26 protein-coding genes are annotated in these 21,730 nt (G+C 57.9%); 10 read left to right on the plus strand and 16 right to left on the minus strand.

Annotated features, from left to right (window positions below; genetic code table 11):
• Window positions 1-141 precede the first annotated feature (141 nt).
• On the plus strand, window positions 142-798 hold the full coding sequence (locus EX00_RS31400) for a hypothetical protein (RefSeq protein WP_047454176.1): 657 nt from the start codon (window positions 142-144) through the stop codon (window positions 796-798).
• Between the two features lie 16 nt (window positions 799-814).
• Here the strand turns inward: EX00_RS31400 and EX00_RS30945 are convergent, their stop codons facing one another.
• The 13 genes from EX00_RS30945 to trbB all read right to left on the minus strand — a co-directional run bounded on the left by EX00_RS30945 (window position 815) and on the right by trbB (window position 10,872).
• Complete coding sequence (locus tag EX00_RS30945) at window positions 815-976, minus strand: hypothetical protein (protein WP_234708965.1); 162 nt, start codon at window positions 974-976, stop codon at window positions 815-817.
• A gap of 3 nt (window positions 977-979) precedes the next feature.
• Window positions 980-1,189 (minus strand): hypothetical protein, encoded by a 210-nt coding sequence (locus tag EX00_RS03425; RefSeq protein WP_047454178.1) that lies wholly within the window; start codon window positions 1,187-1,189, stop codon window positions 980-982.
• 155 nt (window positions 1,190-1,344) lie between these two features.
• Entirely contained in the window at window positions 1,345-2,649 is a 1,305-nt protein-coding gene (gene trbI / locus EX00_RS03430) for an IncP-type conjugal transfer protein TrbI (RefSeq protein ID WP_047454180.1), read from the minus strand.
• A 12-nt stretch (window positions 2,650-2,661) separates the two neighbouring features.
• Window positions 2,662-3,093 (minus strand): conjugal transfer protein TrbH, encoded by a 432-nt coding sequence (trbH, locus tag EX00_RS03435; protein ID WP_052210665.1) that lies wholly within the window; start codon window positions 3,091-3,093, stop codon window positions 2,662-2,664.
• Window positions 3,093-3,935, minus strand: a complete 843-nt coding sequence (gene trbG / locus EX00_RS03440; protein ID WP_052210666.1) for a P-type conjugative transfer protein TrbG — start codon at window positions 3,933-3,935, stop codon at window positions 3,093-3,095. The genes trbH and trbG overlap by 1 nt, the downstream gene beginning before the upstream one ends.
• A 17-nt stretch (window positions 3,936-3,952) precedes the next feature.
• Entirely contained in the window at window positions 3,953-4,615 is a 663-nt protein-coding gene (locus tag EX00_RS03445) for a conjugal transfer protein TrbF (protein WP_034482591.1), read from the minus strand.
• An 18-nt stretch (window positions 4,616-4,633) separates the two neighbouring features.
• Window positions 4,634-5,818 (minus strand): P-type conjugative transfer protein TrbL, encoded by a 1,185-nt coding sequence (trbL, locus tag EX00_RS03450; protein ID WP_034482592.1) that lies wholly within the window; start codon window positions 5,816-5,818, stop codon window positions 4,634-4,636.
• On the minus strand, window positions 5,812-6,006 hold the full coding sequence (gene trbK / locus EX00_RS32240) for an entry exclusion protein TrbK (RefSeq protein WP_162184540.1): 195 nt from the start codon (window positions 6,004-6,006) through the stop codon (window positions 5,812-5,814). Before trbK ends, trbL begins: the two co-directional genes overlap by 7 nt.
• Window positions 6,003-6,803 carry a P-type conjugative transfer protein TrbJ gene (trbJ, locus tag EX00_RS03455; protein WP_047454183.1) on the minus strand — a complete coding sequence of 267 codons (801 nt, stop codon included), beginning with the start codon at window positions 6,801-6,803 and terminating at the stop codon, window positions 6,003-6,005. Before trbJ ends, trbK begins: the two co-directional genes overlap by 4 nt.
• Complete coding sequence (locus tag EX00_RS03460) at window positions 6,775-9,228, minus strand: conjugal transfer protein TrbE (RefSeq protein WP_047454184.1); 2,454 nt, start codon at window positions 9,226-9,228, stop codon at window positions 6,775-6,777. Before EX00_RS03460 ends, trbJ begins: the two co-directional genes overlap by 29 nt.
• Window positions 9,229-9,238: 10 nt before the next feature.
• Entirely contained in the window at window positions 9,239-9,541 is a 303-nt protein-coding gene (locus EX00_RS31915; protein WP_034482596.1) for a conjugal transfer protein TrbD, read from the minus strand.
• Window positions 9,534-9,914, minus strand: coding sequence for a TrbC/VirB2 family protein (locus EX00_RS03470; RefSeq protein ID WP_047454185.1), 381 nt, complete (start codon window positions 9,912-9,914; stop codon window positions 9,534-9,536). The genes EX00_RS31915 and EX00_RS03470 overlap by 8 nt, the downstream gene beginning before the upstream one ends.
• On the minus strand, window positions 9,904-10,872 hold the full coding sequence (trbB, locus tag EX00_RS03475) for a P-type conjugative transfer ATPase TrbB (RefSeq protein ID WP_047454190.1): 969 nt from the start codon (window positions 10,870-10,872) through the stop codon (window positions 9,904-9,906). The genes EX00_RS03470 and trbB overlap by 11 nt, the downstream gene beginning before the upstream one ends.
• A 561-nt stretch (window positions 10,873-11,433) precedes the next feature.
• On the opposite strand from trbB, the gene repA reads away from it, so the two are divergent.
• From repA to EX00_RS03500, 4 genes are all read left to right on the plus strand, one after another.
• Window positions 11,434-12,657 (plus strand): plasmid partitioning protein RepA, encoded by a 1,224-nt coding sequence (repA, locus tag EX00_RS03485; protein ID WP_052210667.1) that lies wholly within the window; start codon window positions 11,434-11,436, stop codon window positions 12,655-12,657.
• Between the two features lie 78 nt (window positions 12,658-12,735).
• Window positions 12,736-13,731, plus strand: a complete 996-nt coding sequence (gene repB / locus EX00_RS03490) for a plasmid partitioning protein RepB (protein WP_047454193.1) — start codon at window positions 12,736-12,738, stop codon at window positions 13,729-13,731.
• A gap of 154 nt (window positions 13,732-13,885) precedes the next feature.
• A complete protein-coding gene (gene repC, locus EX00_RS03495; protein WP_047454195.1) occupies window positions 13,886-15,100 on the plus strand; it encodes a plasmid replication protein RepC in 1,215 nt (404 codons plus the stop codon).
• Window positions 15,101-15,296: 196 nt separating this feature from the next.
• Window positions 15,297-16,274 carry a 3'-5' exonuclease gene (locus EX00_RS03500; RefSeq protein WP_047454197.1) on the plus strand — a complete coding sequence of 326 codons (978 nt, stop codon included), beginning with the start codon at window positions 15,297-15,299 and terminating at the stop codon, window positions 16,272-16,274.
• Between the two features lie 461 nt (window positions 16,275-16,735).
• On the opposite strand, the gene fic is transcribed toward EX00_RS03500, so the two are convergent.
• Window positions 16,736-17,827 carry a protein adenylyltransferase Fic gene (gene fic, locus EX00_RS03505; protein WP_047454199.1) on the minus strand — a complete coding sequence of 364 codons (1,092 nt, stop codon included), beginning with the start codon at window positions 17,825-17,827 and terminating at the stop codon, window positions 16,736-16,738.
• Between the two features lie 123 nt (window positions 17,828-17,950).
• Here fic and EX00_RS03510 point away from each other — a divergent pair, with 123 nt between their 5' ends.
• The gene (locus EX00_RS03510) at window positions 17,951-18,481 is read left to right on the plus strand and encodes a hypothetical protein (protein WP_047454201.1); all 531 of its coding nucleotides are present in this window, start codon (window positions 17,951-17,953) and stop codon (window positions 18,479-18,481) included.
• A 196-nt stretch (window positions 18,482-18,677) separates the two neighbouring features.
• On the opposite strand, the gene EX00_RS03515 is transcribed toward EX00_RS03510, so the two are convergent.
• Both EX00_RS03515 and EX00_RS30955 read right to left on the minus strand, forming a co-directional pair.
• Window positions 18,678-18,980: an addiction module antidote protein gene (locus EX00_RS03515; RefSeq protein WP_047454202.1), complete on the minus strand. Its 303-nt coding sequence runs from the start codon at window positions 18,978-18,980 to the stop codon at window positions 18,678-18,680.
• Window positions 18,889-19,239: a DUF932 domain-containing protein gene (locus EX00_RS30955; protein ID WP_234708966.1), complete on the minus strand. Its 351-nt coding sequence runs from the start codon at window positions 19,237-19,239 to the stop codon at window positions 18,889-18,891. Before EX00_RS30955 ends, EX00_RS03515 begins: the two co-directional genes overlap by 92 nt.
• Window positions 19,240-19,497: 258 nt before the next feature.
• Between EX00_RS30955 and EX00_RS03525 the strand changes: the two genes are divergently transcribed.
• From EX00_RS03525 to EX00_RS31920, 4 genes are all read left to right on the plus strand, one after another.
• On the plus strand, window positions 19,498-19,914 hold the full coding sequence (locus tag EX00_RS03525; RefSeq protein WP_047454206.1) for a hypothetical protein: 417 nt from the start codon (window positions 19,498-19,500) through the stop codon (window positions 19,912-19,914).
• A 650-nt stretch (window positions 19,915-20,564) separates the two neighbouring features.
• Window positions 20,565-20,822, plus strand: coding sequence for a FitA-like ribbon-helix-helix domain-containing protein (locus EX00_RS03530; RefSeq protein ID WP_047454208.1), 258 nt, complete (start codon window positions 20,565-20,567; stop codon window positions 20,820-20,822).
• A complete protein-coding gene (locus tag EX00_RS03535) occupies window positions 20,819-21,244 on the plus strand; it encodes a type II toxin-antitoxin system VapC family toxin (protein WP_047454210.1) in 426 nt (141 codons plus the stop codon). Before EX00_RS03530 ends, EX00_RS03535 begins: the two co-directional genes overlap by 4 nt.
• Window positions 21,245-21,378: 134 nt before the next feature.
• Window positions 21,379-21,729 carry a hypothetical protein gene (locus EX00_RS31920; protein ID WP_234708967.1) on the plus strand — a complete coding sequence of 117 codons (351 nt, stop codon included), beginning with the start codon at window positions 21,379-21,381 and terminating at the stop codon, window positions 21,727-21,729.
• Window position 21,730 lies beyond the last annotated feature (1 nt).

A 21,730-nucleotide genomic window follows, 5' to 3' on the forward strand; every position in this document is an offset into this window, starting at 1 on the left:
TCGCCTATTGTAGGCGAATTGTGTTGATCCGCCGTACTTTCGTATTACTATGCTCCAATCTGCGTTGTCGCAGACGGCCAAGCAGGGCGCTGGAACGCCCTACTCGGCCTGACCACAATCAAGCTGGTTGGAGCTCGGATCATGGCTGATTCTGAGATTAGCAGAACTGTATCATCAATCACCCGTGAAAACCTTCATTCGGTGGCAGCAGAATTTCTGCAAGCGAAGGCCGTTTCATCAGGGGCCAGTGCAGCGGACCAAAGTTCGGATCGCAACGACGACAATATTGACCCGGCTCTGGCGATATGGCGTGAATGGTTGACCGCTCATCAAGAGTTCGTGAGGCTCTGCAGGTTGCAACAGCGCCTCGAAACGAGATTGTTCCGCTCCGTTGGCTTCCCACGCGTGAAATTGCCGGTTCCAGGCCAGAACGGGCCGATCGTTGCGACCACCGATGAAGAGATTGACCGCTGGCTGAACGGAACGGCATTCGCGGAGGATCGAGCAAGCGCCAAAGCCGAACTGTCCTCTCAAGTCGAGAAGTGGAATGCCGCCGACCGGCGCCTAGGATATAGCCGTGCCAGGATGGCGGAAGAAGCGGCCGCGAATACTGCAATCGGATTGGCGGAAACGCTTTGGGAGACACCGTCCACGTCCGTCGATGGAGCGGCCGCCAAGTTGCATGCCATTCTCGCTCATGGGGAGCCGGGCCTCAACAACAGCGATTTTCCATGGGAGCAGATCCGCTCGCTTCTTGCCGATCTTCTGAAGATGAGCGCTGGCACTTGTCCACGCTGAAATCAGAAGTTTGGCGTCAGAAGTACATTGTGCAACGAAGCGCCGCCGCTGCCCTGGAGTCGAACATAAGCTGTTCGAACTCATCCAGCACGTCCTGGTCTTCAATATCCGCCTTGTTGCGCAGAACATGGGTGCCCGGATAGCACAGCCGGTCCTCGACGGCATTGTAGCCGACCACCCGTCAGCCCTTCTTGAAGGCCTTGATAATCTCGCTGCGATAGGCATCGCCCTTCAGGCCGCTTGCGGTAAGCTTTCGTGCCAATGACTTGGAATCGGCGTTCATGGTAAGGCCTTCGACCAGCGCAAATTTTGCGGCTTTCCTGCCGCCGATGGGGCTGGTCACGACCTTGTCCCTGGGCGCCGAACGGCTGGGTTTCTTATCTTTTGTCATGAATCATCCTGCCATTTCCACGGGCGTATTGCCTACTGATTTGTGGTGGCCGGCACCAGACGACACCCATCCACCGTTTTACTGCGGGCGCGTGGCATACCGTGTCCCCGGTCCTTTGAGCTGTCGTGACCGAGATACGGCCCTCAAAGGGCAGGCTATTCTCGATAGGCATTTGGAAAGACGATGTCCTGGTCGACGAGGACGTTGAACCGATAGCCTGGGCGGATCTGTAGCGTCGGCTGCACGTCGAGGTTCTTGTTGATGGTTCGTTCCACGACCCGGCCGAATGTTTCCGCGAAATTCCTTCGGGCAGCATCCGAGGCGGTGTCCTGGGTCGCGAGCGTCGAACTTTCCGGAGCCGACATATCGATGCCAGTCCCGATGATGGCGAGAAGCGCTGCAGATCCGAAGGTTCTGAGATAGTGACGATCGACCTTGTCGGCGAACCCGCTGTGGCCACCCGCGTCCGTCCCCGACATCCCGCCAATTTGCAGCGTTGAGCCGTTCGGGAAAATGATGTCGGTCCAGATGACCAGAACACGTGACTGGCCGAAGGAAACGTCAGAATCGTAGCGACCGAACAGTTTGGTTCCCTGCGGGACGAGAAGCCGGTGACCGGTGGCGCTGTCGAACACATTTTGGCTGACCTGCGCTGTGATGCGTCCGGGAAGATCGGAGTTGATGCCGGTGATGAGGGTGGCGGGGATGACCGATCCGCGCTTCAGCTCATAGGGTGAAAGCTGGGGGACGACACTATTTGGAAGATAGCCGAGATCCTTGATATCCTGGTTGAAGAAGTCGCTCTTCTTCGTCTGTCCGTTTGGATCGACATTCTGCCCGCCGAGACCTGCCCTCAGCGCTGCGGCATAAAGATCGGGTGCACTATTCGAAGACGTCTCCCGTGCGCTCCTATTGGCGGAAGGGTCGACGCCCGTGGTGCTCGCACTGGTAATGCTCACATCCACCGTCAGCGGTGAATCGAGCGCCGCACTTCTTGCCTGCAATCGCGCAATCCGTTGACGCTGTTGTTCGCGCAAATACTGTTCTCTTTCCTCGCGCTCGAGCCGCGCTAGCCATTCTTCCTCGGGTTCGAGCCTGCTCGCCGTGTTCTCCCTTTCCGGTCGGTCGATCGCCGGACGCTTGTCGGATCGAGCGACCTCTTCCTGAACGACGGGAGTTGGCTGAAACGCCTGGGCTTGGGCAGGCTCGCCGATGATGCCGTCGGAGATCCCTCGTTTCAGCTGCTCGGCATAGCTGGACGCCGAAGAGTCCGATGCGGCATCGATCCCCTGATCTCCCCGAAAGTACAAACCGCGCGAGGAAAGCCCGTAGATGATCACCGCGAAGAACAGGGTCGTGAGGATAATCACGATGATGATCGGCAGGCGATTGAGCCGCCGGATGCCCCGTTGTTGTTCGTCCGGCGAAGGTGCTCCGCCAAGTTGCAAGGATTGCACCATGTTTCCCCTCCCCTAGTCGCGCTGCATGACGGAGAGCGGACTGGTAGGCGCGGCGCCGGCGGCAGTCGTGCTGTAAGCCCGGGCGAGTTCCAGCTTATCGGTTGAAAGACGTGCGAGTGTTTGTCCTTCGAAGCTATCGACCACGTAGGCAAGTTGGATCGATGGCCCTTTTTCATCGATCTTTTGGTCTGTGGCGACGGCATATCCCCAGCCCTTGAGGGCCGCTGCAAGCGCTTGCGCGAAGGGCGAGACATCTGTCTTGAGAATGATTGTGCCCGTTCGCTGCCCCACATGCTCAGCAAACCGGCTGACCATGTCACCGGCGATGGCGCTGGATGCAGCCGCTGAAATCTCCGGCGGGGCGGTGCTGGTGGGCAGGGCGTCGGTGCCCGTCTGGCAACCGGCCAAAGCCCCAATTAGGGCAATGATGAGCAGGCGCATCATCAACCTCCCCTACGAATGGCGATCTTCTCTTGTCGCCAGCCGACGCCGGAAACGAGAACGCCGCGATCAATGTTGTAATCGACCACCATCATGTTGTTCTTCATGCGGTAGTTGACGATGCGGTTCTGGCCACCCGAGACGACGAAGAGTACCGGCGCGTCTTGGCCCGAAATCGTTCGCGGAAACTGGATGTAGGTCTTCTGTCCGTCGGAGTAGACGCGCGTCGGCCGCCATGACGCCTGCCCGCTCACCGAATAGGAAAAGTTCAATCTTTCGGCTGGAACGCCCGCACCTGGGATTGTACTCGCTTCCAGACGGGCGTTGATGTCGGCAAGCTTTGCGGAGACGTCTTCCGGATACTCGAATCCGACCCGTGCCATGTATTGGCTCGGATGCGATTTCAGCTGGATATGATAGGTTCGTCGCGACGTGGTCACCACCATCGATGTGACGAGGCTGGGTTCGGACGGCTTGACGATCAGATGGATTGCTTGGCCGCCCGCGGCCCCAGAGGTCGCCGGCTCGACTTTCCAACGAACCGTGTCGCCCACAAGAACGTCACGCACCACCTCGCCGCCTTGCAGCTCGATGTCGCAGACCTGCAAGGGCGAGCAGACGACCGATGGCTGGATCTCTCCAAACAGGAAGATCACCTTTCCGTCCGTCCCCTTTGTGACGAGGCCGGTGCCGCCGCGCCATTTGCCGGAAAGGCCCGTGCCTTTGGCTTCGTTGGTGGTCATGCTTTGCGCGGTTGCGTTTCGGTTCGGGAACGCTGTGGTGACAGCCAATATGGCGCATAGGACAAGGCGAATCGGCCGGGCAAGTTTGATTGTGTTCTTCATATTGTGCTTCAGTCCCCTCAAAGCTGTGCCGTCCAGTCGAAGTCGCGAAGGTAGAGACCGATCGGGTTGAGGCGGATGACGCCCTCATCCTGGGGGGCGGTCAAAGTGACGGTCGCAATCCCCCGGAAACGCCGTAGGCCGGTTTCCTTGCCCTTGCGGTCGCGCTCGAACTCGGTCCAGTCGATCTGATAGGATTGGTTGGACAGAGCGACGATGTTGTTGACCTCGATCGCGATAGTTGCCTGCTTCGCCTTGTCGAATGGGGAATTGCCGCGGAACCAGGCGTTGATCTTCTCAGTCGATGGATCCGAGGTTCTAAGCAGTGCATAGGTCCGATCGATATACTGCTTCTGCACGACGGCATCCGGGCTGACGGACCGAAAGCTTGTTACAAAGCTCCCGAGCGTCGCGCGCACGACGCGCGGATCGGCATATTCAATCTGCTGGGGGAAGCCGGCACTGACCGACGTGCCGAGTTTGTCGACCTCGACGATATAGGGGACCAGTTTCACCTGCGAACTCTGGTATAGCGCGTAGGAAAAGCCGATGACGGCCATGCTGAGGCCGGCAATTCCGACGATCCGCCACGCGGCGGCCGCCTTCACATACGAACCGTAACGCTCGTTCCATTCCTGCCGTGCGGCAAGATAAGGGTTTTCAGGCGGAGGTCGTGCAGCCATTTGTCAAATCCTTCGATGTCATTTGTTCTCGTCACGGAGCGGTCCCGGTGCCTTTGGGCTGCCACCACCGGCCGCCTGATCGAGCTTTGCGTTTGCAAGACCCATGATCGAGCCTGCATAGGCGCCCGGCGAGCCGATCGCCTTATCCTTGGCGGCCGATCCTGCCGCCCTTCCAACTGCACCGGCGCCCGACGCCATTCCCTTCAACGCTGCTCCGGCCGCCGAAGAACCCGCCGCCCGTGCAGCATTTGCCGCAGCCATGCCGGCAGCGGCGCCACCGGCGGCAAGGAACCCGGCACCCGCCGCAAAGGATGCCGCCTGCCCACCATGGCGAATGGCTTCCATCCCGCCGCTGACCGAAGCACCCTGGACGACGCCCTGAATGATGTTGGGCACGTACATGGCGACGATGAAGACGACCACCGAGATCCCGGCGATCGCAAGCGAGGTGATGAACTGTTCCGATTCCGCGGTGGGTGCCGATGCCAGGCCCAGGAGGACGTCCGAACCGATCCGGGCGATCATCACCAGAGCCATTAGTTTCATGCCGACCGAGAAGGCATAGACCAGATATCGAACGGCAAAATCCTTGGTGAAGGATGAGCCGCCAAGTCCGAGCATGATCATGCCGGCCAGAAGCCCGACATACATCTCGACCATGACGGCAACGAAAATTGCCGCGACCAGAGAAAACGCGATGACAACCACCACCATCGCGAAGACCGCCGCAATCGCGAGCGCATTGTCCTCGAATAACCCGAACTGCGCCTGCGTCGACATCTTGGCGGCAACCTGGATGCCTGCGTCAAAGACTGCGGCGGGTGACGCCGTTCCGCCGCCGGCGCCAATCTGGAAGAGACTGTCGACCACGGCCTTTGCAAAGGCCGGGCCGCGATCGAGGATCAGGGCGAACAGGCCGACAAACATGATCCGGCGCACCAATTCGGCAAACCAGCTGTCGAGCGATGCCGCCTGAAGTGCAAGCCACACTGCGGCAATACCGATCTCGATGCCCGCAAGGATCCAGAACAGCGACCGCGCCGCGGTCATCACGGTAGACTCCCAGCCTCGCGCGGCGGTGACGACCTGGTTTTCCAGCTCGCTCAGGATCTGGCCTTCCTGGGCAAGTGCTGGCGACGAGACAAAGATCATGAGTGCCGCCAGCAACGATGCGCGCCAGCATTGGCTGAGTTTGATCACCATCGCGGCCGCATCTCCTGTCCCACAAGGGGTTTCTCTGGTGGTGCCTTAAAGAACCTCTCGTAATGGCGGCGCTGCTCATCCCTCGAGACGACACTGGTCCCGCTGGTCGGTGCGACAAACCAACAGGTTGCTGCCGCGGTGATGCCGATTGTACCGACAACCAAAACCGTGATCGTCAAACGGCTCACCAACGCGGTTCCATCTTCTGGCCTTCGGGAATGGATTTGACGTCAGCCGCAAAAAACTTCTCGCGGCGCGCCTGCGCCAGATCCTTGTCCGTCTGTTCCGACTGGTACCAGGTTCCCATCATCGTCATCTGCTGCGAGACGAGGCCACGAAGCTTCTGCATTTGCGCGACCTGTTGCGCCGCAATCTGGTGACCGACCTGCAGGGCTTTCATTTGGCCGTCGGCCGTCTCCGACATTGAGCGAAGGGAGCCCATCGTCTGCTCCTCGCTCGTAAACTGATCGGTGGTGAGATTGGCCGCCTTCAGTGTCCCGGCGATCGTGTCGCGATTGGTGTCCGACCATGTCTGATAGCTTGAAGAGAAGCTCTCGCCGTTCGGAAGGTTCGACTTGAGATCGGCAAAGCTTTTGAAGCGTTGTTTCAGCACGTCATCGACATTGCCCATCGAGAAAGCGATCCCCTGTCCTTGCGAGACTACGCTTTGAAGTTTCTTCAGATCACCTTCCACCTGCCCCCAGATCTGGTTGGGAAGCCGCGCAGTGTTCTGCAGCATGTTGCTATATATGTTCAGCTGGTTCTGGATCTGTTCGGCAAGCTGGCTGATTTGCTTGACCTGGTTCCCCACTTGAGTGCCTGAGCTCTCCAGGAGCTTGATCAGCTCGGCGTTGTTGGCAAGCTGTGTGAATTCAGTCGCCTCACCGGTGACACCGCCTGCGATCGAGATATCGGGCAGCGTGATCGCCGTCGCGAACATTGCCGCTGCGAACAGCTTAGTCTTGGCTGAGAAGCGATGCGGCATCGTGGAATCCTCTTGTCTGGAGCCAATGGATGGGCCATTCGGGACCATGTTCCGATTGAAGTGAGCGGATGCGCTTCAGATCCTCCTTGCCGGACGCTCCGACGAAAGAGAGGGTCAGGGGCCCAAGAGCCATGTCGAACAGGCGCCGGCCTTCAGGCGAGACGACGTAATAGTCCCGCTTGGGAATAGCGGTTGCGACGATCTCGATCTGGCGTTCGTTGAATCCGATCCGCTCGTAGAATTCTCGTGTGCCCGGTTCGCGTGCTGCGCCGTTCGCCAAGCAGATTTTCGTGGGGCAACTTTCCTTGAGCACGTCGATGATACCGGAGCGCTCGGCGTCGGATATCGACTGCGTCGCCAACACCACCGCACAATTGAGTTTGCGAAGCACTTTCAACCATTCCCGGATCTTGTCGCGAAATTTCGGATGCCCAAGCGGAACCCATGCTTCTTCGAGAATGATCAGGCTCGGCGCTCCGCTCAGCCGCTTTTCGATGCGCCGGAAGAGGTAGGTGAGGACCGGCACGAGATTGCGATCACCCATGTTCATCAGTTGCTCGATTTCGAAGGTCTGAAACGAGCCGAGTGCCAGCCCGTCCGTCTCAGCATCAAGCAACTGCCCCATTGGTCCGTCGACGGTATAGTGGTGGAGCGCGTCCTTGATTTCGCGAAGTTGCACGCCGCTAACGAAATCGGAAAGCGACCGGCCGCGGGCGCTTGCCATCAGGCCGATCTGGCGGGAAATCGCATTGCGATGGTCCGGCGTGATGGTGACGCCCTGCAGTGCGACAAGCGTCTCGATCCAGTCTGACGCCCAGGCGCGATCGCCATCCGTCGAAAGATCCGCCAGCGGGCAGAAGGAAAGCCGTGCCCCCTCCCCTTCTTCTCCTCCGACATTATAGTGATCGCCGCCGGCGCCAAGCGTCAGCGGCAGCATCGACAGCCCCTTGTCGAATGCGAAGATCTGAGCGCCTTCATACCGTCTGAACTGGGCGGCGATCAACGCGATCAGGGTCGATTTGCCGGATCCCGTCGGACCGAACACCAGCGTGTGCCCGACGTCGTCGACATGCAGGTTCAACCGGAAAGGGGTCGATCCGGATGCCACTTGCATCAGCGGCGGCGACGCCGGCGGATAGAAGGGACACGGTGCATTGGGGCTCCCCGACCAGACGGAGTTCAGCGGAACCAGATCCGAAAGGTTGCGGGTGTTGATCAGCGGCTCACGGATATTGCAGTACCAGTTGCCAGGAAGACTGCCGAGATAGGCGTCCGTCGCATTGAGGGTCTCGATGCGTGCGCCGAACCCTTCTGCCTGGATCAGCCTTCGGATCGCCTCGGCTTTCTCCTTCAGCCGCTCACTGTCTTCATCGAACAGCACCACGACCGGCGTATAGTAGCCATAGGCGACCAGTTGCGACGACGCCTCAGCGATAGCGTCCTCGGTCTCAGCGACCATGGCCATCGCATCTTGATCGACGGAGCGGCTCTGGGTCTGGAACAACTGATCGAAGAATGGCCGCACCTTCTGCTGCCATTTCTTGCGTGTGCGCTCAAGGCGTGCCTTTGCCTCCTCCGCGTCGAGAAAGATGAACCGGGACGACCAGCGATAGCTCATAGGCAACAGATCAAGGCCGTTCAAAATGCCGGGCCAGCTTTCCGCCGGCAGCCCATCGATGGCGACCACGCCGAGGAACTTGTTTTCGACCATCGGGGTTGTGCCGTGCTGCAGCTCGGCCGTGGCCACCCAGTCCAGATACATCGGGATATCCGGCAGCCGGACCGGATGGTTGTCGCCGGTCGCGCAGAAACGGATGAATTGCATCAGCTCGTCATACCGAGCGACCCTCGTGCCGCCGCGCTCCGGCACCTCGCGTGTCACCATCCGGCGGATGGAGATGGTATTGCCGAGATATTGCTCGACCTCCCGGATCGCATTGCGGAAGATGAACAGCACGGTATCGGCATAGGATTGCGTCCGGCTCTTCTCGTCCGAGTAAATGTACTTGCTGAGGCTGGAGCGGCGTTGCTCGAGCGGCCGGTAGGTCAGAATGATCGCATGGCGACTTTCAAAATGCCCCTGTTCCCGCTCGAAATGCACACGACGCTCAAGATCAATGGCGCGCGTGACCCTATCGGGGAAGTGCGATGCACTGGCCATCGTATAGTCGACGGTCGCAACTCGCACGGCTTCGACCTGGATCATCCAGCCCGATCCAAGACGTGAGAGGATCGCATTGATCTGGCGAGAGACTTCGTTGCGCTCGACGTCGGTCGAACTTTCGGAGTCGGGACCAGCGAAGTACCAGCCGGCCATCAACGATCCGTCCTTGAGGAGGATGACGCCATTGTCGACGAGGCCGGCATAGGGCACTAGATCCGCAAATGATGGTCCAGACTGCCTGAATTTGCTGAGTGCTGCCATCCGAACCTCCTCAGTATCTGCGCCATGGGGTGGAGGTTGCGCGGTAAGTGGGCCTGTAGGAGATGTGGCGGATATAGACGCGCCGCATCATCGGATCGGCCTTTGCAATCGTCCGCAAAGCTCCGACGACAACGATCCATACTGCGATCCCGAACAGCGCCGAATAGACGGTGAGCACCACGAAGACGAGGATGATCGCCGCAAGGCCGGTGATCAGCACCAGCTCGCGATCGGCCCCCATCAGGAGATTGGGCCGTGACAGAGCTCGGTGTATGCGATTGCGCTGCAGGTTGGAGACAGGATGATCAGCCAATTGTCGCCTCCCCTCCCCCACTGGGCGGAGATTCTGTCGAGCCTTCCGCGATGGATCCGATAGAGGCCCCGGTCGCGCCAAATAGCCCGACGATTTGCGTGGCACCCAGCAGGATGCCGGCGACCAGAACGACATACATGAGACGCCGCGCGAAATCGTTGAGTTCGCCGCCGAAGATCAGCATGCCGCCGGCAATTGCGACTGCTGCCAACGCGATGAAGCCGGCTACCGGTCCGGTGATGGATTCTTGGATTTGCTGGAGCGGTGCCTCCCAGGGAAGACCGCCGCCGGAACTGGCGAGCGTTGGCGAGGCTGATACGCAGACCGACAGGATGGATAGGAAGACGATCGTTCGACGGTGCTCATGCGGCATCTCGTTGCCCCTCCCCCGCATAGGATTCGGTCAAGTAGCGACCTGCGCTGAAGTTCTCGACATGCACGATACCGGTCACCCGCCGCCCCTTCCCTGTTCGTTCGACTGAGACGATGAGATCGACAGCGTCGCCGATGACAGTCTGCATCGGCTGCTGGCTGACTTCCGCGGTGAGCTGCTCGAGGCGTTGCAGGGCTGACGTTGCAGAATTGGAATGGATGGTCGTCACCCCACCCGGATGGCCGGTGTTCCAAGCTTTCAGAAGTGTCAAAGCCGCACCGTCACGCACCTCGCCGACGATGATGCGATCCGGCCGCAGACGCATCGTGCTCTTCAGGAGCCTCGCCATATCGACGCTGTCGCTGGTGTGCAGCGCCACCGCGTTTTCCGCTACACACTGGATCTCGGCCGTGTCTTCGAGGATAACCAGTCGATCGTCCGGAGCCGTTTCCACGATCTCGGCAATCACGGCGTTCGCAAGCGTGGTCTTTCCCGAGCCGGTACCGCCCGACACCACGATGTTGAGCCGCGATTTGATTGCATTGCGGATGACCGAGGCTTGGTAAGATGTCATCATCTTGCCCGTGACGTAATCATCGAGCGGTATCAGCCGCGAGGCGCGACGTCGTATCGAAAAGGATGGGGCGGAGACGACCGGAGGAAGAAGGCCCTCGAAGCGATGCCCACCAATCGGGATCTCGCCGGAGACGATCGGCCTGGTGTCGTCTGCCTCCGAGTTGAGAACATGTGCCACGCTTCCGATGACGATTTCGGCGGCGCCTTTGCTCATCTCGCCTGCCGGCGCGATCCCGTGCCCAAGCCGCTCGATGAAGAGCCGGCCGTCGGGATTGAGCATGATCTCGACGACTGTGGGATCGTCGAGTGCAATACATAGCCGGTCCCCGAGCGCGTCCTGAAGCTTTCGGATAAGGCGTGGAAGGGAGCGCAACTGGTTCATGCTGGCCCCTGGGCGACGTGTTGCTTGGCGAAGTTGAAATAGCCAGTCGAAAGAGCGTCATCCTTAACGCTGCCCCGGGGCTGCCTCTCCCCAGAGTGCTGAAGACGCTCAGCGCGCAGGGCGTCGGCGAGACGCATCCGCCTGGCGCAAACCGAATTGTTGAGTATCGTGAAGTGCACGTGCTGCCTCCGTTTCGATGGTCACGAAGCCAGGTGTGCGGGAGGAGATCCGCCTTTTCTACTCATCAAAGTGCTAGTGAGTGATTCTGGCCGGCGCCAGGAATCCTGAGTGCGCGAGACGCTTAAATGGGCTGGTGCTCGCTTTGTCGGGCGCGAATTCACTGGTAAAAGTGCGAGTACCGAAAGGTGAGTCCTCCGCTGATAATTCAATGTAAGACACTGAAAACACGTCGGTAATGCCGGTATCTAACGTTGTTCTCCTCTCTCTATGAGAGTGGATATTAAGCAAGCGTTAACCAAAAACATCTTGCCGAGCGCAGAGAATCGCCCATAGTAATCACGCTTTGGAGGTGAAGTGCCTCGGAAAAGCGTTATTCTCAAGATGGCGGCGAAATTGAACGTGGTTGCGAACCTGAACATCAACGAAGACAAGGACTTCGATGAGGAGATCCTTGAGCAGGGCGAGCTTATCTCGGATAATCTCAACATGCTTCGCCTCAAGCAGTATCCGCCGAATGCTGAGAAGGGTCTTCGCCTCTTCTCGTCGGCTGAAGTTGCCGAGTATATTGGTGTAACACAGAACCATATTAAGAAGCTCCACCTTGAAGGCAAGGGCCCCGTTCCGGAGGTGACCGGATCGGGTCGCAGATCCTATACTGCCGAGCAAATGCTTGAGCTGCGCCAGTTCCTTGACAAGCACGGCAGATCCGATTTCAAGCGATATGTGCCCCGCCGCCGCGAGGGTGAGGCGCTGCAGGTCATTTCTGTTGTCAACTTCAAGGGCGGCAGCGGAAAGACCACGACCACGGCGCATCTGGCACAATACCTTGCTTTGACGGGCCACCGTGTTCTTGCCATTGATCTCGATCCCCAAGCCTCGCTCACCGCCCTGCACGGCATACAGCCCGAGCTTGACAAAAACCCGTCTCTCTTTGAGGCGCTGCGCTACGACGACGAGCGCAAGTCGATCAAAGACGTGATCCGTCCCACCAATTTTCCGGGCCTGGACATCGTGCCGGCCAATCTCGAACTCCAGGAATATGAGTACGAAACTCCCCTCGCCGCTTCCAACAAGAGCTCGCCAGAAGGACGGATGTTCTTCACACGCATCTCAAAAGCACTGAAGGAAGTGGATGACAGATACGACGTCGTCTTGATCGACTGCCCGCCGCAATTGGGCTATCTCACTTTGACCGCCCTCACCGCATCGACCTCCGTGTTGATCACCGTTCACCCGCAGATGCTGGATATCATGTCGATGAGCCAGTTCCTGCTGATGCTTGGCGGGATTCTGCAGTCGATCAAAAGTGCCGGTGCGACGGTTCGGTTGAAATGGTTCCGCTATCTTGTGACGCGCTATGAGCCTACCGACGGTCCGCAGGCGGAGATGGTCGGGTTTATGCAAGCCATGTTCAACAAGCGGATGCTTCGGACCCAGATGGTGAAGTCGACCGCAATCTCGGATGCGGGCATCACCAAGCAAACGCTTTATGAAGTGGAGCGCAGCCTGTTTACGCGCACGACCTATGACCGTGCGATGGAGTGCCTGAATGCTGTGAATAAGGAAATCACCTCTCTCATGCATCAAGCTTGGGGGCGAAAGTGATCAAAGTTTTGACAGCCGTGCAGAATGCCGATTTCGTCATAAAATTCAGTATGATGGAGCCGGAATTAGGAGGTGACGATGGCTAGGAAGCATTTGCTGGCGGACATTAGCGCATCACCGACACAAAAGACGAGCGACGGTCCTTCGGAAACGCGCGCCGATTATGCCCGCCGTGGCGCATCGCGTTCGATGATGCAGTCTCTCGATGAGATGGCAGAGAACTCGATGCGCGTCCTCGAAGGCGAGACCGTAGTTTTTCTGGAGCCTGATCTGCTCGATGCCTCTGCGTTCGTCGACAGGATCAGCGACGACGGAGACGAGTTTGAGGCACTGGTCGAAGCGATAAGGCAAGCCGGTCAGTCGTCGCCGATATTGGTGCGCCCTCACCCGGATGAAATTGACCGGTACATGATTGTGTACGGGCATCGAAGGGCGCGTGCGGCAAGGGAACTCGGTATCAAAGTTCGCGCCGTCATAAAGCCACTTGAGGATATTGCCCACGTCATCGCCCAGGGCCAGGAAAATACCGCCCGAGCCGATCTGACGTTTATCGAGAAATCGCTGTTCGCCAAAAAGCTCGTGACTAGCGGCATGACCAAGGACACCATAAAGACGGCCTTGACGGTGGACGACACGCTTCTGTCCCGAATGCTCTCGGTCGCGGACAACGTCCCCGTAGCCATTCTGGATGCCGTTGGATCGGCCAAAGGTGTGGGCCGGGACCGATGGGAAGACGTTAAAAAGCTCGTCGCAGATCCAACCCGCGCCAAATGGGCAATCGACTTTGTCGGTAGCGATGGCTTCAGAGCGGTTTCGGTCGGGGCGCGTTTCAACGCGCTCCTGGAGCACTTGAAGAAGTTCAAAAGGCCCCAAAAGCCAGCCAGCAAGCCCGTGGAAAAATCCTGGGCGCTTGCAGAAAAGGCAGTTGCGGTTTCGACAAGGGATGCAGGACGAGCGTTCACGCTCTCCTTGAAGTCGAAGGACGCGTCGCGATTTGGCGCGTTCCTTTCCGAGCAGTTGGAAAGCCTCTACCAGGACTTCCAGCGAACTGAAACTGAGCGAACGGGAGACTGAACCGCAAAAGAAAAAGGCCCCCAAACGTTGCCGTCGTGGAAGCCTTCCTCATCGTGTAGCAACATGAGAATCGCATTTCCCCGAATCACTGTCAAGAGTCATTGGCGCCGTTTGAGCGAGCAGATTTCTTTTGCCTTCTGAAAGGTGAAGAAAAATGCAGTTGGGAAGTGTGACGACGCCCTTTGGGCGGCGGGCGATGAGTCTTGCCTTGATAAAAGGTCAGATGCAGTCGGCCGACATCAAACCAGGTAAATCCGTCGACAAGTGGAAGGTCTATCGCGACATCTGTGATGCCAGATCGTTGCTTGGGCTTCGGGATCGGGCCCTCTCAGTGCTCAACGCGCTTCTTTCCTTCTACCCCGAAATATGCTTGGCGGAAGGAAGCAACTTGGTGGTTTTCCCGTCGAATGCGCAACTCGCGACGCGGGCCAACGGGATTGCCGGAACGACACTTCGCGAGAATCTTGCGGTTCTCGTGGACGCAGGGATGATCCATCGAAAGGATAGCCCGAACGGCAAGAGATATGCGCGAAAAGATCGCGCTGGCGCGGTCGAAGAAGCGTTCGGCTTCAGTCTGGCGCCGCTCCTCGCCCGCTCTGAAGAACTGGCTCGCTTGGCCCAGCAGGCCGCGTTCGAGCGGAACCAACTGAAGATCGTGAAAGAGAAGATCTCCCTCTGCCGGCGGGATATTCGCAAGATACTGACGGCCGCCATGGAAGAAGGTGCATCTGGCGATTGGGGCAAGTTTGAGGCCCATTTTGTGGGCACTGTTTCTCAGATCGCCAAAGCGAAAACCCCGGAGGCCCTCGACAACATCCTCGATGAAATGACGATGCTGCTCGAAGAGCTTCTCAACACGCTGGAAATGCAGCTAATTTCCAAGAATTCCGACACCAATGATGACGAATACCGTCAGCACATACAGAATTCAAATACCGACTCCATCACTGAATCTGAACCTCGCTCCGAAAAAGAGCAGGGAGAAAAATCGAGCCTAGCCATCAGGCGGCGGGACGAGCCGATCAAGGCGTTCCCGTTGGGGCTGGTATTGAGGGCATGCCCCGAAATAGCGATGTATGGACCAAATGGGAGGATCGGGAGTTGGCGCGAGTTGATGTCCGCGGCGATTACAGTCCGATCGATGCTCGGTGTTAGCCCATCGGCTTACCAGGATGCGTGCGACGTCATGGGACCTGAGATGGCGGCCGCGGTGATTGCCTGCATCTTCGAGCGAGGAGGGTTTATCAATTCAGCCGGCGGCTATTTGCGTAATTTGACCCGCCGAGCCGAGAAGGGCGAATTCTCGCTCGGGCCCATGCTGATGGCACTGATGCGCGCCAATGCGCCTGCTGGGCGAAAGGCGAGTTAAGGGAGGGTGCGAAGAGGCAAAACGCCTGAAGTGCCCGTGTTTTCGCCGATCGATTCTCTCCTTCGGCGGCAAGCTCTGCCCAGTAGGAAAAGACAAGCCGGGCCGGCTCGCAACAGTGCAAAAGGTAGTTTGTGTGTTGCCCGGTGTTTGACCGTTTTCTATTCTACAGCCTGATCATCACGTTCCGAAAGCTGGCATGGACTCTCAACTCGACATGTTTGCAAAACCGGTGGTCGACATGCGACCGCAACGGAGTGACGCGCCTTCCCGATCGAAGAGCCGGACAGCGCCCACCTCTCTCACGGACGATGAAATGGTGCGCAGGCTCGAGGATAGCGGTCAGTACCGTATTCTGCGCAAGCTTATACCAAGACAGCTATCGACGATCAGACGTGCGGAATTCGAACGGATTGGTGTGATCCTCGATACCGAGACAACCGGTCTCAATTGGCGTACCGACGAGATCATTGAGATCGGTCTGGTTGCCTTCTCATTTGACGGTTTCGGCAAGATCGGTGATGTCATCGGTGTCTATGGCGGCTTGCATCAGCCAACCACGCCAATCCCGCCTGAAATCACGAAGCTCACCGGTATTACCGATGCAATGGTTGCCGGTCAGATGATCGACATGCAGCAGGTCCGTAGGATGGTTGCGTCCGCGGATCTGGTGATAGCCCACAATGCCAGCTTCGATCGTCCGTTCTGCGAAGCGTTTTCAAATGTTTTCGCCAATAAGGCGTGGGCCTGTTCCGTTTCCGAGATCGACTGGAGTAGCCGTGGTTTTGAGGGCACCAAGCTCGGATACTTGATCGGGCAGGCGGGCTATTTTCACGATGGTCATCGTGCCGTCGACGATTGTTTTGCGCTGCTTGAGGTGCTCGATCGCAGTGTCGGGGATGGGGAGACGCCATTCGCTGAGCTGGTCCGCGCGAGCGGGCAATCGCGGGTGCGTATTTTTGCCGAGCATAGCCCGTTCGAGATGAAGGATCATCTGAAGGCGAGGGGATATCGCTGGTCCGATGGCAGCGATGGGCGACCGAAGTCCTGGTGGATAGAAGTCGATGACGAAACGTTGCGGGAGGAGCTTCATTATCTGCGCGCGGAAATCTACCGCTGGGAGGAAGCCGATCCGCCGGTCCAACACCTGACGGCCTTCGATCGTTTCAAGGCATAGTCGGGTTGAGGGGGCGCTACGCGCCAATCTCGATGCATAAACGCCTTGAAGCGCTTACACTCGCCAGCAAATGCCTTCTAGGCATCGTCATCTCCAATTTCCGGCGTCATCATACTGAATTCTATGAGGAAATTGGCATTCTGCACGGCTGTCAATACTTCGATCACTTTCGTCCCGAGGCTCTTTGCACACGAGAGGCGATTTCCTTGTTCACAGCATTCAGGCACTCAATGTGCAGGATCATAGGTCGTGCGCGTATTCTGGCTCGGCTCCACATCGTAAAGCATCTGCTTGGCAGTAACTGCGTCGGAGATCTATCGCTGGGATAGGTGCTGATCCGCCTATCCCAGATTTGTCCATCCTCAATCGTTCCAAGGCTCGAGCACGCTGAAAGCATTCGCAGTCAATATGGATGGCAAGTCTTGCCTTAGTTGACGTGCCATGGGCTATGAATAGCCACGTCACCGCGGTCGATGCTCGGTGAGCAGCTCGAGCAAGGCGGGATTGATATAAAGGTTCTCACGGCCGGCCCTTATCTCCGTCAGAATTCCGGCGTCGGCAAGTGCTTTCAGATAGACCGCAGCGGCCTGCCGTTTGGCTATTCCAGCCGAGACGACGTTAGAGATCCGGCAGTAGGGATTGACGAAGATCACTTCCGCCAATTCGCGCGAATAGATCTTTGGCAGCTCACGGCGCATCCGGCTGCTTGTCGCGTCAAGAAGATCGCGGATTGCGTGGATCTTGGTATTCGACCAGTTCGCCGTTTCTCGAATCCCCTCCAGCATATAGAGGATCCATTCCTCCCACGCTCCTTGCGTTGTCACGTTCAGGAGTCGGCCGTAATAATCCTGCTTGTTGCCGATGATGTAGCGGCTGAGATAGAGTACCGGGATATTAAGCAGGCCCTTGTCGACGAGATACAGCAAGTTTAGGACGCGGCCTGTTCTTCCGTTACCATCCGTAAAAGGATGGATCGCCTCGAACTGGTAGTGCATGACGGCGAGACGGATCAGTGGGTCGATGTCTTCGGCCTCATGAATGTAACGCTCCCAGTTCGAAAGCTTGTCCCTCAGGAGATCGCGACCTTCCGGCGGCGAGTAAATGACCTCGATGGTCGCCTCGTTGAACAGAGCCGTTCCCGGTGTTGCTCTGATATCCAGGTCGACGCCCTTGATTGTGCGGCAGACTTCGATCGCCATTGCGGTCGAAACCGGTCGATCCTTTAGCATCTGGAATCCCTGGTTCAGCGCCGTCCGATAACGAAGCGCCTCCTTCGTCGCCGGGTCTGGAGAGTTTCCGGCCTCGCCTGCGAAGCGGAACAGCCGGTCAGTCGTGGTGACGATATTTTCGATTTCCGAGCTTGCTTGCGCTTCGAGCAGAGGGATCGAATTAATCAGCACCGACTGGTTTGGAATGAGCTCGCCAGAGACCTTTAGCTCGGCTACGGCTGCGCGAGCAGCGATACATGCTTTCAGGACGGCTTTTGTCTCGACGTCTGCGCGTGGGGGCAGGGCAGGTAGATCATTGTAGGGACGGTCCGGCCGAAATGGCATGCTGAAGCTTCCTGTTCCGGCTGCTTTGATCTCCGGATATGTCGATAACGACGACATGTCGCCATAACATGTCGATGGAATCGAAATCTATCGACATATTCGCCAATTGGCAACGCCTTGCTTATGGCGATTGAAGCCCTTGGAGCCCAAGCATGGCAGTTGCCAGCGATCGACGTAACGACGGTTGGCTCCCTCCTTGCGCAAAGCTCGAACGATATCGTATCGCGTCTCAATGCCCATATCTGTGAGGCTTGTTGCGATATGAGCGGTCCGTTCGAAGTCCATCTCGCTATATCCGGCATCAAGCGTTCGACCAGCTGTGCGTCACCGAGGAAAGAGCCAGATGAATTGGCTCTCCGACAGAAAATGCTTATCCTTATCTCATTGAAATATTGTCAGGAATCGACGTTTATGGAACTGACTTTTACGCTGGCTGGTCTGCTTGCAATTGTTCTAGCCCCCTACATGATGTTGTCGTCGTGGGGAAAATCTCTCTTCTTCAAGATCAAGTGGCTGATCTTCAGTGCAGTCGTATTTTGCTTGGCGGCGCTCTGGTGCGTGGTCTACGGACCGGACAAATGGCTGCTGATACAAGCGGGCGTTCTCATCGTCGTTATGACGCCGGTCGGTCTCTTGTCGTCAGGCAAAGCTTGATCGGAATTATCATAGCCGGTCGGGAAACGGCAGCTTTAGAACCCGAGGTTGCCGCGGAGGGTCAACCTATGTCCAAAGGAGATTTTGCTCCTGGGTGGGCAGGGGAGTTCCGAGGGGAGGGGATTGGGCTCTCCTTGCGCCTGGCCCGCGCTGCTTGATGCGGTACGGAACAGGAAAGCCGTCGACAACGGCGCGCTCAAGCGGTTGGTCGGGCCTCAGATTTCGCGACAAGGGATAGCCTGAGGCCAAGAATGTCCGCCACTTTGGCAATTATTCCGAGCTCCGGATTTCCTTCTCCACTCAACGCCTTGTAAATCGCCTGACGGGTAAGGCCTGTCCGACGCGATAGATCAGAAATACCCCGTGCTTTGGCAATAACGCCAAGAGCCATCGCCAGTTCTTTCGGGTCACCATTTTCGCTCGCCGCCATGATATATTCCGCAATAGCTTCCTCGCTGTCGAGGTACGGTATCGCCCACTCGATAGGTCTTCCCATCATCAATGCGGCGCAGACGGATAAGGTGCTTCGTGAAATCTGCTTTTCCTTCCGTGCGACTTGCCGATTGTTTGGCACCGACGGGCACGAACCCCTCGGCCATCAATCCACGCAAAACCTCGATCGTTGGAATTGGCTTGAAGCGGTCGGATCGGCTCTCATGGGCGGTGGTCGCAAAGATCGAAGGAGCGACCCTTTGCATTTCGGTTTCGGTCATTGCTCTTGCGGTGTCGAAGCGTGCGGTTTCGGTATAAACGGTCATCTTGTCTCTCCTTTTTTTGATCCAGCGAAGCGGGAGCACCCGCTCCTGCTTCCGAGCTCGGGCGGACCAGCGGGGGAGAGGGGGCGGAGCCTTCTTTCCCCGCTCGAAGGAAAGATCTCGCCGGCGCCGGCGTCATGATGCCGCGTCAGCGGCCTGAAAGAGTGATCCTCACCGGGATCGATGAAGCCGGACTGTTGTGATACACGATCTTGGCCTGAGGAATTTCGAGCAACTTTCATTCCGAGTATCGATTGACACATGTTCGTCAGCAGATCGCTTCTCAACCACGGTGAATTTCTGGACTGGGCCAGATCCGAAGGTTTTGCCGATACCGTGGCCGCGGACGGGCTGCATGTGACGATCGCAACTTCTTGCGACACGGTGAACTGGGAGCAGATCTTGCCATGCGCGAGCGATTTGACCGTGCGCGCAGGGAACCGACGATCGGTCCGGAATTTTGGTGGCGTGTTGGTGTTGATTTTCGGCTGCCGGCGGCTCTCCCAGCGTCATGCCGAGTTTCGCCGGCTCGGAATGAGCTGGGATTTTCCCAGCTACTCGCCACACATTTCGTTCGCGTTTGACGAGGGTGTCGATCTAGCCAAAGTTCGACCCTTTCCAGGCCGGCTTCGTTTCGGCCCGGAATGCTTCCAAGTCGATATAATCGACTCCCTCTAAGCGATTACTTGGTGAACATGCGTGACCGACCAGCGCTGGACGTCCAAAAGTTTCTTGGAGGTGCGGGCGCCGCTCCTTCAAACAAGAATGATGCGACCCTACAAGCAAGACTGCCTACGAGTTCCGCGTCCGCATCACTCGGCTCGCGTTGCTTCTGGGCGTACCGACCATATTGGGAGGCATAGCCTGATGACGTCTCAACAGCTTCGTCAAGAACCATCGCCGGCAGAGGGTGCCAGGCGTCCTGTGGGGGCGTAGACGCCTGGCGCAGTTGGGCGTTCACCGGGTAGTGAACAGCTCATCGACACAACCAACGTTGCCGCGCGTATAGACACCCAGATGGGTAGGCTGTTCTGCTAAACTCGACAGAGCACAGGAAAAGAGCTGACATGGCAATGATGACGGACGCTGTTGGTGCCTCCGCGATCGAGGCAGCAGAAGCTGAGTATCTGCCCAGGCGATCCACGCCAGCTTGTTGGCCAGAGCCACGATTACAAGCATGCGCGGTTTGCGGTCCACAGATGACGTGACGCCATCCTGTTCCCGCCCTTGCTTCGGGCCGTGGGCCTTTGGACCGCACTTCCAGTTGCTGCGTTGATTGCGAAATGATAGATTGCAGTCAACGCAATCATAATTGGGGATTTGAAGCAATGCCATCCATCACCATTCGCAACGTCCCAGACGAGGTGCATCGCGCCATCCGCGTCCGGGCGGCCATACACGGCCGCAGCACCGAGGCCGAAATCCGCAGCATCCTTGAACAAGCTGCCAAGCCCGAGGGCCGCTTAAAGCTCGGTTCGTTGCTGACTTCGATCGCCCGCGAAGCGGGCGGGCTGACCGACGCCGAAGCCGAGCGCTTCAACCAGCTTCGCGACAAGACCCCGGCCGAACCGATGAGCTTTGAATGATCGTTCTCGATACCAACGTGATTTCCGAACTGTGGAAGGCCGAGCCAGATCCTAACGTGCTGGCGTGGATCGACGCGCAGATGGTCGAAACCCTCTATCTGTCCACGATCACCATTGCCGAACTGCGCTTCGGTTTGGCAACGATGCCAGAAGGTAAACGGCGCACGATCTATCAGGATCGCTTGGAACGGGAGGTCTTGCCGGCTTTCTCTGGTCGGGTTCTGCCTTTTGACCTGGACGCCTCGCAAGCCTATGCCAAGCTGATGGCGCAGGCGAAGGAGGCAGGCAAGGCCATCGGCAAGGCAGACGGCTACATCGCCGCTACGGCCGCCGCCCGCGGCATGACGGTTGCCACACGCGACACCAGTCCGTTCGAGGCTGCTGGCCTGAACGTCATCAACCCTTGGGATGTCTCACAATGATGGCTGCTGGAGCAGTCCGGCCGCCAATGCTGCTTCTTCATACTCGACGGCAGAGATCCCTTGAACGCGCCAGGCTTACCGTGTTATGTTAGACAAACTTTGATAATGTCTGACATCAAGGCGCGGAGGCAGTGATGAGAAAACATAGCGACGATAAAAAGGTGACGCCTGCAGAACCCGGCGGTCTGCTTACAACGGTTGACCGGAAAGCGAAGGCTGGACAGTTCGTGACGGTCAGCAAAGCCCGCTTCGAGGCCGTGATGAAGGCCGCGGAACATTCGGGCCTGCTGGGAGAGAAAAGCAAGCGGATCGGCGGGCGCATCAGTCCCGCGCTCATAGAGCAGGCGAAGAAACATACAGGCATCGAAACAGATACGGATCTCATTGAATTCGCCTTGGCGAATGTGGCTCTCGATGACAATTTCGGCAAGACTTTCCGAGAGACCCGAGGAACGGTGGATCCCGATTTGAAGCTCGGTTTCTGAA

This window comes from Martinezella rhizogenes, assembly GCF_000799715.1.
Lineage (GTDB): Bacteria > Pseudomonadota > Alphaproteobacteria > Rhizobiales > Rhizobiaceae > Rhizobium > Rhizobium rhizogenes_C.

Coding starts and splice junctions, on each gene's coding strand:
- fic (WP_047454199.1), bottom strand. CDS start 17,827: ATGCCATTTCGGCCGGACCGTCCCTACAATGATCTACCTGCCCTGCCC.
- EX00_RS03535 (WP_047454210.1), top strand. CDS start 20,819: ATGATCGTTCTCGATACCAACGTGATTTCCGAACTGTGGAAGGCCGAG.
- trbB (WP_047454190.1), bottom strand. CDS start 10,872: ATGAACCAGTTGCGCTCCCTTCCACGCCTTATCCGAAAGCTTCAGGAC.
- EX00_RS03470 (WP_047454185.1), bottom strand. CDS start 9,914: ATGCCGCATGAGCACCGTCGAACGATCGTCTTCCTATCCATCCTGTCG.
- EX00_RS03445 (WP_034482591.1), bottom strand. CDS start 4,615: ATGGCTGCACGACCTCCGCCTGAAAACCCTTATCTTGCCGCACGGCAG.
- EX00_RS03510 (WP_047454201.1), top strand. CDS start 17,951: ATGGCGATTGAAGCCCTTGGAGCCCAAGCATGGCAGTTGCCAGCGATC.
- trbG (WP_052210666.1), bottom strand. CDS start 3,935: ATGAAGAACACAATCAAACTTGCCCGGCCGATTCGCCTTGTCCTATGC.
- EX00_RS03515 (WP_047454202.1), bottom strand. CDS start 18,980: ATGATGGGAAGACCTATCGAGTGGGCGATACCGTACCTCGACAGCGAG.
- trbL (WP_034482592.1), bottom strand. CDS start 5,818: ATGGTGATCAAACTCAGCCAATGCTGGCGCGCATCGTTGCTGGCGGCA.
- EX00_RS31400 (WP_047454176.1), top strand. CDS start 142: ATGGCTGATTCTGAGATTAGCAGAACTGTATCATCAATCACCCGTGAA.
- trbH (WP_052210665.1), bottom strand. CDS start 3,093: ATGATGCGCCTGCTCATCATTGCCCTAATTGGGGCTTTGGCCGGTTGC.
- trbI (WP_047454180.1), bottom strand. CDS start 2,649: ATGGTGCAATCCTTGCAACTTGGCGGAGCACCTTCGCCGGACGAACAA.
- EX00_RS03425 (WP_047454178.1), bottom strand. CDS start 1,189: ATGACAAAAGATAAGAAACCCAGCCGTTCGGCGCCCAGGGACAAGGTC.
- trbJ (WP_047454183.1), bottom strand. CDS start 6,803: ATGCCGCATCGCTTCTCAGCCAAGACTAAGCTGTTCGCAGCGGCAATG.
- repC (WP_047454195.1), top strand. CDS start 13,886: ATGCAGTTGGGAAGTGTGACGACGCCCTTTGGGCGGCGGGCGATGAGT.
- EX00_RS03530 (WP_047454208.1), top strand. CDS start 20,565: ATGCCATCCATCACCATTCGCAACGTCCCAGACGAGGTGCATCGCGCC.
- repB (WP_047454193.1), top strand. CDS start 12,736: ATGGCTAGGAAGCATTTGCTGGCGGACATTAGCGCATCACCGACACAA.
- EX00_RS03500 (WP_047454197.1), top strand. CDS start 15,297: ATGGACTCTCAACTCGACATGTTTGCAAAACCGGTGGTCGACATGCGA.
- repA (WP_052210667.1), top strand. CDS start 11,434: ATGGCGGCGAAATTGAACGTGGTTGCGAACCTGAACATCAACGAAGAC.
- EX00_RS31920 (WP_234708967.1), top strand. CDS start 21,379: ATGAGAAAACATAGCGACGATAAAAAGGTGACGCCTGCAGAACCCGGC.
- EX00_RS03525 (WP_047454206.1), top strand. CDS start 19,498: ATGTTCGTCAGCAGATCGCTTCTCAACCACGGTGAATTTCTGGACTGG.
- EX00_RS03460 (WP_047454184.1), bottom strand. CDS start 9,228: ATGGCAGCACTCAGCAAATTCAGGCAGTCTGGACCATCATTTGCGGAT.
- EX00_RS30955 (WP_234708966.1), bottom strand. CDS start 19,239: ATGACCGTTTATACCGAAACCGCACGCTTCGACACCGCAAGAGCAATG.